Annotated in this window: 12 protein-coding genes; 8 read left to right on the plus strand and 4 right to left on the minus strand. The window is 42.1% G+C overall.

Annotation, left to right across the window (positions count from 1 at the left end; genetic code table 11):
• The first annotated feature begins 144 nt into the window (after nucleotides 1-144).
• A complete protein-coding gene (locus ABMY41_RS05080) occupies nucleotides 145-1,716 on the plus strand; it encodes a translocation protein TolB (protein ID WP_349274291.1) in 1,572 nt (523 codons plus the stop codon).
• On the opposite strand, the gene ABMY41_RS05085 is transcribed toward ABMY41_RS05080, so the two are convergent.
• Nucleotides 1,717-2,046 (minus strand): 5-carboxymethyl-2-hydroxymuconate Delta-isomerase, encoded by a 330-nt coding sequence (locus tag ABMY41_RS05085; RefSeq protein WP_054560998.1) that lies wholly within the window; start codon nucleotides 2,044-2,046, stop codon nucleotides 1,717-1,719. It lies immediately after the preceding gene.
• Nucleotides 2,047-2,056: 10 nt separating this feature from the next.
• Nucleotides 2,057-2,644, minus strand: coding sequence for an outer membrane beta-barrel protein (locus tag ABMY41_RS05090; RefSeq protein WP_175078480.1), 588 nt, complete (start codon nucleotides 2,642-2,644; stop codon nucleotides 2,057-2,059).
• A gap of 103 nt (nucleotides 2,645-2,747) precedes the next feature.
• On the opposite strand from ABMY41_RS05090, the gene ABMY41_RS05095 reads away from it, so the two are divergent.
• The 6 genes from ABMY41_RS05095 (at nucleotide 2,748) to ABMY41_RS05120 (ending at nucleotide 7,687) form a co-directional block, all read left to right on the plus strand.
• Nucleotides 2,748-3,218 (plus strand): CreA family protein, encoded by a 471-nt coding sequence (locus ABMY41_RS05095; RefSeq protein ID WP_055196731.1) that lies wholly within the window; start codon nucleotides 2,748-2,750, stop codon nucleotides 3,216-3,218.
• Nucleotides 3,219-3,221: 3 nt separating this feature from the next.
• A complete protein-coding gene (locus ABMY41_RS05100; protein WP_054560995.1) occupies nucleotides 3,222-4,004 on the plus strand; it encodes a hypothetical protein in 783 nt (260 codons plus the stop codon).
• 6 nt (nucleotides 4,005-4,010) lie between these two features.
• On the plus strand, nucleotides 4,011-4,631 hold the full coding sequence (locus ABMY41_RS05105) for a LysE family transporter (protein WP_287245694.1): 621 nt from the start codon (nucleotides 4,011-4,013) through the stop codon (nucleotides 4,629-4,631).
• Between the two features lie 7 nt (nucleotides 4,632-4,638).
• Nucleotides 4,639-5,154, plus strand: a complete 516-nt coding sequence (locus tag ABMY41_RS05110) for a gamma-glutamylcyclotransferase family protein (protein ID WP_175082464.1) — start codon at nucleotides 4,639-4,641, stop codon at nucleotides 5,152-5,154.
• A complete protein-coding gene (locus ABMY41_RS05115; protein ID WP_054560992.1) occupies nucleotides 5,151-6,698 on the plus strand; it encodes a serine hydrolase in 1,548 nt (515 codons plus the stop codon). Before ABMY41_RS05110 ends, ABMY41_RS05115 begins: the two co-directional genes overlap by 4 nt.
• Nucleotides 6,699-6,766: 68 nt before the next feature.
• Nucleotides 6,767-7,687: a histone deacetylase family protein gene (locus ABMY41_RS05120; protein WP_054560991.1), complete on the plus strand. Its 921-nt coding sequence runs from the start codon at nucleotides 6,767-6,769 to the stop codon at nucleotides 7,685-7,687.
• Here ABMY41_RS05120 and ABMY41_RS05125 read toward each other — a convergent pair.
• Nucleotides 7,684-7,977: a DUF4144 domain-containing protein gene (locus tag ABMY41_RS05125; RefSeq protein ID WP_251601060.1), complete on the minus strand. Its 294-nt coding sequence runs from the start codon at nucleotides 7,975-7,977 to the stop codon at nucleotides 7,684-7,686. The genes ABMY41_RS05120 and ABMY41_RS05125 overlap by 4 nt on opposite strands.
• A 78-nt stretch (nucleotides 7,978-8,055) precedes the next feature.
• Here ABMY41_RS05125 and ABMY41_RS05130 point away from each other — a divergent pair, with 78 nt between their 5' ends.
• Nucleotides 8,056-10,560 (plus strand): EAL domain-containing protein, encoded by a 2,505-nt coding sequence (locus ABMY41_RS05130; RefSeq protein WP_349274292.1) that lies wholly within the window; start codon nucleotides 8,056-8,058, stop codon nucleotides 10,558-10,560.
• Here ABMY41_RS05130 and ABMY41_RS05135 read toward each other — a convergent pair.
• Nucleotides 10,557-11,366 (minus strand): DUF2797 domain-containing protein, encoded by an 810-nt coding sequence (locus ABMY41_RS05135; RefSeq protein WP_054560988.1) that lies wholly within the window; start codon nucleotides 11,364-11,366, stop codon nucleotides 10,557-10,559. The genes ABMY41_RS05130 and ABMY41_RS05135 overlap by 4 nt on opposite strands.
• Nucleotides 11,367-11,383: the final 17 nt, after the last annotated feature.

Here is an 11,383-nt window from a genome sequence, read left to right on the forward strand (position 1 = left end):
GAGGATCTGTAATTGAATTAAAATGTTTCAGAAAAGTAGTGCTCATATTTATGCGACCAAGTAATTATTATGCCTTGATCTGATCACTACTTGCTCTATAAGTTCAATTTATAATGATCTTGCCGTGATGATCAGCACTATTTGGTGTATTCATGGCGACAGCTTGGTAAACCAAATAACCTATATTTACGTGATTTACATTTTCCTGAGCACCCAGCAAAGCAATTAACGGACTCACCTTTTACAGAAGGGCGCTCTGTGTTTAGCCCAGATGCAAACACATTATATTATTACCGTATGGCCTCTGATGTTTGTGAAATTGTAAAACTCTCTTTGGTAAATGCCACCAGTGTCGTGCTAGGGGAGTGCAGTAATAACTATGCGCCTGATCTTGATATCAGTAGTGATGGTAAAACCTTGGCCTACATTGCTGATCATACGAGCAAGACAGGTGATTATGTCACTCGTATCAAACTGCTCGATTTACAGGCAAAACATAGAAAAGAAACAGTTATTCCTTGTAATGATGACTGCGAAACTGTGTATGAGTCTGTGTCGTTTTCACCAGATGCACAGCGAGTTGTGGTTACGCGTAATGTTAAAAACAACCAAAAAGCACTGTTTTTAATAGATGTAAAAACAGGGCAAAGCCAACGGCTAACTCATGATTTTGTTGATATTCATGGTGTAGATTGGCATCCGTCTAAAGAGCAATTGGCGTTTAGTGCAGTTGAGGGCGGTAAACGTTATGGCTACTTCTTTGACATTAAGAATCAAACCCTAATCAACACGCAAATTGCGGGCATGAGTTCACCTAATTACAGTAGTGATGGTAGTGTTTATTACCATCAGTGGGATTTAGATAAGGTGATCACGCGTCTGAAAATAGACGAACAAGTGGCCAACTCGCCGTTTTCTATGTTGTCGACCAATTTTAGCTCGCTATTCCCTGAATATAATCAGCAGCAAAATAAACTACTGTATGTTTCCAATGAATCTGGCAGTTCACAGCTTTGGATTGTTAACCCTGATAGCAGCTCGCGAAAGCAGCTTACTGACTTTGCACATAACACGGGGGAAGTTCGTGATCCAACCTGGTCAGCCGATGGACGCTATATTTTGTTTTCATTGTATGACAATGGCAGTACCCGCTTATATATTTATGATTTCAAAGTAGAGCAAAGTCAGCAAATCAAACTGCCATTTAGTCATGTAATTAAACCCAAGTTTAGCGCTGATAGCCAGCATATTTTAGTCTCTGATGGTGACTACTTATATCGTTATGACTTAACAGGTAAAAGCCTAGGTAAAGCTGTTGAAGTGCCGGCGCAGTATGGCGTTGAAACACAATCGGGCGATATTTTATTTACCAACTCGCGCCATGCTATTTGGATAAAACATCATGATACGGGTGTTGAAGAAATGCTGGTGAACGATGTTAAGTTGGCGCGCAGTTATGCATGGTTGCTGGTGGCAAAGAACGCGTATCATGAGGGGCGTATTTATTATTATAAAGAACGCTTAGGTGATTACCGTATTAGCTACTATGACTTAGCAAGTAAGCAGCATCATGATTTAATTGCTTTACCGGAGCGAGCTTATAGTCGCTCATCGGGCTTGACCTACATACCCAATGAGCGTTGGCTGGTTTATACAGCGTACTTATCGCCTGAGATAGAAATCAAGCGTTTACCCGCAGCCTATTTACCAAAGTAGTTAACACTTACGGTAGATGTCAGCATCCATATCGTAAATATTAACGCTTAAGCTATACGAGCGGCGGCAGTATGTTCTTAAGCAACTTAGTAATTGCTCACTGAGCATTTGCTTTTGCTCTATAGTTCTGCCTGCCATGATTGATGCGCCGATGTGAATAAAGCCATCTTTGCCTTCACCTAATTCGTAATGCTGATAAGCAATTGCACGAGTCTTTATGGTCGAAAGCTCAAATAAGCCTGAGTCAAAAACGGCTTGGTGAACTTTTTCAACTAACACTTGTGGCAGAATTGGCAAGTCTTCTGAGTGTTCTATAACAATGTGCGGCATGGGGTCTTCCTTAAAAGCGGTAACTAAAACCGATGTTTGTCTGAAATTGGTTTAACACATCACCATCAAAGTGCCATAGACATTGGTCGTCTTCTGATGTTGGCAATGTGCACGATACGTTACTTGCATTATTTACAATAGTTGCCAGCCAGCGAGTTTCAACATAAACCCGAGCTTGTTCAGTAAATAAATAATCTGCGCCAGCATATAGGCCAGAGGTAAAAAACGTATCAGAGTCGGCAAAGTCAGTGCTGACGTGGTTTGCGCCAATTTGGGCACCCACAAAACCAACTATACGGTCAGCTAATGGCACTTCTACGGCACTTTGAAATAGCAGGTATTGCATCTCGACTTGCTTGTTGGTTTGGTCTTTCATATCAAGTTCGGTTGCTGAATAAAAGAACCCATAACGAGCATTATCAATGGTTCTATCTAGGCTGACAGTAAAATGGCTGTCATCCTCAAGCTCAATTTTTAGGTTTTCTTCGGTTTGCACCGAGTTAGTAAAGTTTTTGCCGAAACCAGCGCTAATAGAGTAGTCAGCTTGAGCTGTACTACTTAAGAACATTAAACACAGTAAACCAAGCGATTTTTTCATTGTTTAGGTGCTCGTTGTTGAAGATATTTTGAGATAGTATTGAAACATAGCAAGCAAATCGTTGTAAACGGACAACTATCGCTTTTTAATAAGGAACACTAGGATGAAGTTACTAAAATTAGCTGCACTTACTGCGCCACTGATTTTGTTGAGCGGTTGCTCGGATGATGCTGCTTCGGTGAGTTTGGGGTTATTTACGACCAAAGATATTAAAGTGGTATCACAACAAGACCCGCTTATAAGCGGTGTAACTTGCCACATTAGCCATATTGAAGCGAACCTTGATTTTGCTGATCCATCCGATATGTCTATTGCCTGTCGTCAAACAGGCCCCATTACCGCTGACCAATTACAACAAATTGACCGCAGTAAATCAGGCGAAGTGGTATTTAAGTCATCGAAAAGTATTTTGTTTAAGTCGTTAAAAGTTCGTCGTATTTATGATGCGCCAACACGCACACTTTTATATTTGTCTTATTCAACGAAAGAGTCGAGCGGCAGCCATCATCATGCTTTATCAACTGTGCCTCTTTACAATACAGATGCATGGCAATGGGCACAATCACAAGAGTAATTTATGTTAGCGTTATTTAAGTCGGCCCCACTTGTTGATGAGCAAGAGCAGCAGTGGTTAATCGATACTTTTTTATGGGCTGTTGAACACTTTGATAGTGAATATTTTTTAAAGCACACGCAAATCATTTTACCTAATGGGCAGTTCTTTCCGGATAGGGTGTCGAGCGTCAGTGAAATGGCTGAAAAGGTATTTAGTCGAGTTGTTGATTATGCGGGGATGCAGGCGTGGCCAATTAACTTAGTTGCGCCATCTGGGCTTACACCTCAGGTGTTTCCGCATTTTGAATTTCAAGATAATTTACGCGGTAGCGAGGCGAGTTTAATTGTACCGGCAAATCATCCGGTGAATATCTCCTTTAACCCGAACCAAATCAATCAACCGCAAGATTTAGTGGCAAGTTTTGCTGGTACCTTAGCGACCATTTTGATTCACCATGTGGGTGTCTTACCTCCCGGCGGTAAAGAGTACTTACCGCAAGCAAGCGATGCGTTGGCATGCTATTTAGGCTTTGGGGTGATGATGAGTAATACGGTGTATCAATTTAAAGGTGGCTGCGGCTGCGGTTATAACCCTTATGCCAATCGCCAAGCAGCGCTGACTGAGCCACAAACGCTATTTATGCATGCGCTGGTTACGCATTTTAAAGGGGATAATCAGTCGAAGAAGTTTTTAAAACCCCATTTACGCAGCCAATATAAAAAAGCGCAAAAGCAAATTAAAGCATTGGTAAATGACAGTGCAAATCCGTTGTTATTAGCATTAGATGAACAAGCAGTAGGGTGATATTGAGTGCAGTATTTAGATGAGTTTTTATTGATAGCCATAGCTCACTTTTTTGCGGTAGCAAGCCCAGGTCCTGACTTTGCAATTGTACTAAAGCAAAGTATTCAACAAGGTCGTGAAAATGCGCTTTGGACCAGTGCTGGGGTTGGTGCGGCTATTTTGCTGCATATTGCTTATTGTGTATTAGGTGTGGCATTAATTTTATCCCAGTCACCTAGCTTATTCATGGCTTTAAAATACCTTGCAGGGGCTTATTTGGCATACTTGGGTGTGCAAGCTTTACGAAGCGCAAAACCTAGCGATAGTAAACAGCAAACCCTTGCCCCTGCTGAGCCTGAATCTGTGTATAAAGCATTTCGACGCGGTTTTTTTACCAATGCCCTTAATCCCAAAGCAACACTGTTTTTTATGTCGTTGTTTACTCTTGTAATAAGCCCTGAAACACCTGTTGTAGTGCAGGCTGGTTATGGCGTGTATATGGCAATGGCGACTTGGCTGTGGTTTTCATTTTTATCATTGGTGTTATCAAAAGCATCAGTGCGAGCATTTTTCTTAAAAAGCGGATACTGGTTTGATAGAGGCATTGGCGTGATCTTAATTGCCTTAGCTATTCGCGTTGTTGTGTGAGGTAAGTATGGCGCTATATAACTTTTCATTTGGTTCAAATATGTCATCGAGCAGATTGTTGGCAAGGTTACCTGAAGCAAAGCGGGTAGGCACAGCTACTTTAAAGGGCTATGAGTTGACGTTTGATATGGTAAGTACCGACGGCTCTGCAAAGTGTAGCGTGCGCAAAACAGATCAGGCAGATGCCTTGGTATATGGTGTTGTTTATCAGTTAAACGAAGCTGAAAAGTCGATTCTTGATGATATCGAAGGGCCGCGTTATGACTGTGTAGATATCACCGTTGAGCTACTAGATGGCGAGCAACTTGCTGCCCATTGTTATATCGCTAACACCTTAGATGAGTCTTTACTGCCATTCGACTGGTATCTTCAGCATGTTCATCGCGGAGCGCTTGAAGCAGGTGTACCAAATCATTACAGTGAAGCAATACTCGCAAGACCAAGTTGCGATGATCCAGATAAAACCCGAGCAGCGAAAGAGTTCGCTATTCACAACAATAAAAATCACCAAGGGATATTATGATATTTCGTAAATTAGCCGTTGCAGCGGCGCTTTTATCGAGCTGTTCGTTTTACAGTTATGCCGATATTGATACTAAAAAAATTGAAAAAGTAATCGAAACGTCAATGGCACGTTTTGACGTACCGGGTATGGCTGTAGCGATTGTTGAAAATGACCAGGTCGTGTTAGCAAAAGGTTTTGGCGTATCTCACCTTGATACCGGTAAAAAAGTAAATAAAGACACCTTATTCGGTATCGCGTCAAACACCAAAGCATTTACCGCAGCAGCGTTAGCTAAATTAATTGATGAAGGTAAGCTTAGCTGGGATGACAAAGTAATTGATCATCTTCCTGAGTTTCGTCTGTATGACCCTTACGTAACACGTGAAATGACCATTCGCGATTTATTAAGCCACCGTAGCGGTTTGGGTTTAGGGCAAGGCGATTTAATGATTTGGCCAGATACTGACAAATCGATTGATGAAATTATCGCAGGGCTAAAATACTTAAAACCAGCGAGTAGCTTTCGCAGTAAATACGCCTATAACAACTTAATGTTTGTCACTGCAGGTGAGGTGGTAGCCCGTGTATCTGGCATGAGCTGGAATGATTACATCGAGAAAAATATTCTTCAGCCACTTGATATGAAAAACTCACGCGCAGGTTTTTCACGTATTCCTAGTAGCAATAAAAACTGGGCGACGGGTCATATTCCAATGGATGGCCAACTACACCCATTTTTTGTGAACTACCTCGAAGATTTCCGTGGCGCTGGTGCGATTGCATCAAGCGTAAGCGATATGAGCCAATGGCTACGCACGCAGCTTGCACATGGCAAAATGCCAAATGGCCAGCAGTTATTCACTGAAAAGCAGCAGCAACAAATGTGGCACCCGCACATTACGTCAATGGCATCAAAAAGTGCTTATGAAGCTTACCACCAACAATTTAGAGGTTATGGTTTAGGCTGGAGCATTGAAGATTTCCACGGCATTAAAAAGCTAGGCCATGGTGGTGGTATCTTAGGCATGGTGTCTCAAGTGACATTATTACCAGAGAAAAATCTCGGTATTGTTATTCTGAGTAACCAGCAAGCATTCAGCGCGCTCTCTGCGGTGACTTACGAAGTATTAGAAGATGCATTAGATCTTGAAGATAAAGACTGGGTTGAAGACCTTGCTAAAAAGCACTTTGAAGGTAAAAAAGAAGCTTACGCAAACGCAAAACCAGAAACACCTGCTGATTATCAAGCGAAACTACCAAACATCAACTACACAGGCACGCTGCACGATAACTGGTATGGTGATGTGGTAATCGAGGAGTTAAATGGTCAGCTACGTATTGATTTTACTCATACAAAGCGTTTGAAAGGTCAGCTTGAGCATTACACGGGCAATACGTTTATTGTGAAGTGGGATGAAAAGTTACTTGAAGCAGATGCTTACATTGAGTTTCAAATGAGCCCGGATAACCGAGTGAGTAGTGCAAAAATGCGTGCTGTCTCAACGGCGGTCACAGACTTTAGTTTTGACTTTAGGAATTTAGATTTACGCGCTAAAAAGTAAACCAAAGTCGCAAAGCCACCATTAGGTGGCTTTGTTATACTGGGGGAAAATAATTCAAGGAGCGTATTATGAGAACGGCAGTTATCTCACATCCATTTTGTCGTAAACATAAAATGATTGAGGATCACCCCGAATGCCCTGCGCGTTTAGATGTGATCACCGACCGCTTGCTAGCAAGTGGTGTTGATATAGCAATTACTCACTTACAAGCTCCTAAAGCCAGCCGCGACGACTTTTTACGTGCTCATGATGAACCTTTGGTAAGCCATGTAGAGCAAACAATTCCCGATGAAGGACTTGCTGAATTAGACGGCGACACTTGGTTGTGCCCAGATTCAATGAAAGCAATTGAACGAGCCGTTGGTGCTGGATTACTCGCCGTTGATGAAATCCTTGCTGATAAACTGGATGCCGCATTTTGCTCGGTTAGACCACCAGGGCATCATGCAAACCGCAGCACCTCGGCAGGATTTTGCGTTTTTAATAACCTAGCCATTGCCGTGAAATACGCGCAAAGCAAAGGTGTTAAACGTATCGCTATTTTGGACTTTGATGTACACCACGGTAATGGCACGCAAGATATCTTTTTAGATGATGACAATGTGTTGTTTTGCTCTTTGTTTCAACATCCTTTTTACCCAAATACTGCGGTTGAAAATAACGCGACTTTAGTTAACTCACCGCTGCCAATTGCCAGTGATGGTAATGACTTAAAAGCTGTTTACCTTGAGCAGTGGCTACCAAAACTCAACGAATTTAAACCTGAACTATTGTTTATTAGTGCAGGTTTTGATGCTCACCTTGAAGATGACATGGCAAGCCTGAAGTTTGTTGAAGACGATTACGCATGGCTAACCACGCAATTAGCTGAGTTTTGTCAGCAGCAAGATTGCAAAGGGATTATCTCATATCTTGAAGGGGGCTATGCTTTATCAGCTCTAGGTCGTAGTGCCGTTGCGCACATTAAAGCGCTGGTGGATGCACCTTAATCTGCCAGCATCGCAAAGGCTTGCGTTGGTGTAAGCCGAGTAACCTTACTTAAACAGCATACTCCCTCTTGTGCTAGGTGCTCAGTCACTCTATTAGCAAGCTCTATATCAGTTAATGCTTTCACGCTTTCTTCCTGCAAGTTGACATAGTGCCCTGTTGCCAAAAGTAGCATCGCTTCTTGCTGCTGCTCTTTGCTTAAGCCATATAAAAAGCTTTCTATATCGGCTTCGTCTTCAACTAATGCTAATTCATGGTCTGAAAAAATAATCTTAGGAAATGATGAGTGCATTTATTGTCCTGTGTCAAAGTTGCATAGGTTGAAATGATTATAATTGCCAATTCATGTAAGAACTAGGAAAGTCGACTTATGAATCAACCAAGACGACATCAAAAGGTGAGTGATGTCTTTTCGCAAAAGCTGGTATCGTGTCCTGCGCATACGCCTTTGGTCGATGCGGTAAGGTTGATGCATGTTCACAATGTGACGGCGATTTTTATCAAGCATGAGCAGTCTGTAGTTGGTATTTGGACTGAGGCTGATTGTTTGAAAATTGACATCAGCAGCCCGCTCTATAAGAACCTTGCCATTCACGAGGTCATGTCGGCGCCTGTCATTACAGTACCAAATCAATGCTCAGTCAGTGATGCAACCTTGCGTTTTCAACAACATGGCATTCGTCATTTATTGGTGATGGATAGCGAGAATCAGCCTGCGGGTATGTTGAACTTATCTGATATTGTGCATAACCAAGGTTTGGACCACTACCTACAATTTCGACCCATTCATGACCAGTATCGCACTGATCTAGAGATAGTTGATGCGCAAACACCGATAGAAGAGGTTGTGCAACTGATGCGCGCTGGCCGCCTTGATAGTGTACTGGTTTATAACCGAGAGCTTGAACTGCACGGTATTATTACTCAGCGTGATATTGTTGAGCTGATCATTCAAACCGAGTGGCTAAATCCTTGTTGGCAATATGCTAGCTACCCGTTAATTGAAATTGATTGTGAAAGCAGTTTATTTGATGCGTATCGCACTATGACAGAGCGTAATGTGCGTCATTTAGTGGTTCGAGATGATGAAATTTGCGGGGTGATATCATTTGCTGATTTGATCACAGAGATTGAGTCAGCTTATTGCTGCGAGCTTGAACGGGCCATAGAGCAGCGTGACATTGCTTTGCAAAAGTCACAACGTAACCTATTTTTAGCAAATAAAATTATTGATGCCTCACTCGATGGCATTATGTTAACCCGTAAAGACGGCACTATTATTCAAGTTAACCCAGCTTTTACTAAACTGACCGGCTTTGCCGAGCATGAAGTAATCGGTAAGCGTCCCAATATTTTAAGCTCGACAAAACATAGCCGTTCGTTTTATCAAAAAATGTGGCATGCCATTGAATACGAGGGGGTCTGGCAAGGGGAGATCTGCAATTGCAAAAAAGATGGTGAAGAATTTGTAGAGTGGCTCACCATTATCCAGATTAAAGATCCTAACTTTGATGAAGTGCTTTATGCGGCAATTTTCAGCGACATTACAGAGCGTAAACGTGCCGAAGAAAAAATTGCCCAGCTTGCCTATTACGACGAATTAACCGGCCTGCCTAATCGACGCTTATTTCATGACAGACTCTCTATTGCGCTGAGTTCTGCCAAACGAAACCATGATCTATTAGCGGTGATGTATATCGACTTAGACCGCTTCAAAGAGGTTAACGACAGTTTAGGGCATGACGCTGGTGATAACTTATTACAGCAAGTGGCAGAGCGTATTTTATCAATTCTACCTGAAGGGGATACTCTTGCACGTTTAGGTGGCGATGAGTTTGTTTTATTATGCGAAGTAAATCGGGTTGAAACACTGCTCAACTTTGCCGAACAAGTATTGCAGCAAGTGAGTATGCCGCTTGCTATTAACGAGCATGTGGTTGCAATTACAGCTTCTATTGGCGCTGCAGTTTACCCTGATGATGGCGTAGATAGCGCTACACTGCTTAAGCATGCAGATATTGCTATGTACCGTGCTAAAGAAGTGGGGCGTAATTCATTTCAATTATTCAAACCTGCGATGAATGCACGTTCTTTAGAGCGATTGGCAATGATGAGCCGATTACAAAACGCCATCGAAAGCGATGAGTTTGAGCTTTATTTCCAACCTAAGCAGCAATTAAATTCAGGCAAAATTTTAGGAGTAGAGGCACTGTTACGTTGGCATGAGCCAAACCTTGGAGTGATTTCACCTGCTAAGTTTATCCCTCTTGCTGAAGAACTTGGCCTAATTGTGAAACTTGATTTATGGGTTATCGAGCAAGCGTGTAAAGAGTTAGAAAAATGGCAGCAACAAGGCATTGAAGCAGGGCGCTTGGCAATTAATATTTCGGCAAATCACTTACGTCAGGGGCAACTAGCATCGAATGTTGAGCGCTTACTTGAGCGTTACGATGTAGATCCACACAAGCTTGAAGTAGAGCTTACTGAAAGCTGTTTTATCAGCCACTTTAGTGAGGCTAAGCAAGAGCTACTCGCGCTTAAAAAGCTAGGTGTGCATATTACGTTAGATGACTTTGGCACGGGCTATTCGGCTTTAAGTTACTTAACTAAACTGCCAATTGATACGTTAAAAATAGATGCCAGCTTTATCGCAAAAGTGCCCGATGAATACGGTAATAGTGAAATTGTTACGGCGATTATTAGCCTTGCCAAAAGCTTGAGTATTCATGTTGTCGCAGAAGGGGTAGAGAAGGTAGAGCAGTTAAATTACTTACGTTCACTTAACTGCGATACCATTCAAGGCTATTACTTTTGCCGCCCAATAGCGAAGCAGCAATGGTATGATTTTTATCTCAATAGCGAAAAAAGTGCCTAAGCTAGGCTAATTTCGTAAGAAGTGAACTTACGAATATTAATGACGCCAGTATCAAAAATTAAGTACTGGCCTTTAATGCCTTTTAAAATACCAGATACTTCTGGTGCTTTATCAAAATTGAAAGAGCTGATTTTGCTTGGGTATTCACTTACTGGGTAGTCTAGCTCAACTACATCTTCATCGAGCTTTTCAATGGCTGTTGCGCCAAATAGCTCTGCAAGTTCACTCAACTTAGCATCAATCTGTGGGATCAACTCTGCAGCAGCAGCTTTTAAATCAATCGCTTCAGATTGGCCTTTTAGCATGTTTCGCCAATTGGTTTTATCAGCAATAAATTCGGCTAAGGCAACCTCAACTAAACCCGATTGAAGACGGGTTTGTACTTTGAAGATAGGTAAAGCTTGCGTCGCACCTTGGTCAATCCAGCGTGTAGGAATTTGAGTATGGCGGGTAATACCTACTTTTAGGCCTGAAGTGTTGGCTAAATACACGTAATGCGGGATCATGCAGTTTTCTTCACCCCACTGTGGCTCACGACAGGTGCCCTTATCAAAGTGGCACGTTTCAGGTTTCATGATACACATGTCACAGCTAGCCAGTTTGCGCATACAGACAAAACAGTGGCCTTGAGAGTAGCTTTTCTTGGTTTTCTTACCACAGTTACAGCAAAAAATATTGCCGGTAAAAGTCAGTGTGAGCGGCTTACCAATATAGTCATTTAATGAAACTAGCTCATCACCGATAGGTAATTGATATTCGACAGGAGAAGTCAGTGTCGACTTTAATTTTCTGATCGTACCTTGCATCTTTACATGGCCCCTAA

Source organism: Pseudoalteromonas sp. BZA4 (genome assembly GCF_040104395.1).
GTDB lineage: Bacteria > Pseudomonadota > Gammaproteobacteria > Enterobacterales > Alteromonadaceae > Pseudoalteromonas.

Excerpts from the sequence above, each read along its gene's own strand:
- ABMY41_RS05085 (WP_054560998.1), bottom strand. The coding sequence starts at position 2,046 with ATGCCGCACATTGTTATAGAACACTCAGAAGACTTGCCAATTCTGCCA.
- ABMY41_RS05090 (WP_175078480.1), bottom strand. The coding sequence starts at position 2,644 with ATGAAAAAATCGCTTGGTTTACTGTGTTTAATGTTCTTAAGTAGTACA.
- ABMY41_RS05095 (WP_055196731.1), top strand. The coding sequence starts at position 2,748 with ATGAAGTTACTAAAATTAGCTGCACTTACTGCGCCACTGATTTTGTTG.
- ABMY41_RS05100 (WP_054560995.1), top strand. The coding sequence starts at position 3,222 with ATGTTAGCGTTATTTAAGTCGGCCCCACTTGTTGATGAGCAAGAGCAG.
- ABMY41_RS05110 (WP_175082464.1), top strand. The coding sequence starts at position 4,639 with ATGGCGCTATATAACTTTTCATTTGGTTCAAATATGTCATCGAGCAGA.
- ABMY41_RS05115 (WP_054560992.1), top strand. The coding sequence starts at position 5,151 with ATGATATTTCGTAAATTAGCCGTTGCAGCGGCGCTTTTATCGAGCTGT.
- ABMY41_RS05120 (WP_054560991.1), top strand. The coding sequence starts at position 6,767 with ATGAGAACGGCAGTTATCTCACATCCATTTTGTCGTAAACATAAAATG.
- ABMY41_RS05125 (WP_251601060.1), bottom strand. The coding sequence starts at position 7,977 with ATGCACTCATCATTTCCTAAGATTATTTTTTCAGACCATGAATTAGCA.
- ABMY41_RS05130 (WP_349274292.1), top strand. The coding sequence starts at position 8,056 with ATGAATCAACCAAGACGACATCAAAAGGTGAGTGATGTCTTTTCGCAA.
- ABMY41_RS05135 (WP_054560988.1), bottom strand. The coding sequence starts at position 11,366 with ATGCAAGGTACGATCAGAAAATTAAAGTCGACACTGACTTCTCCTGTC.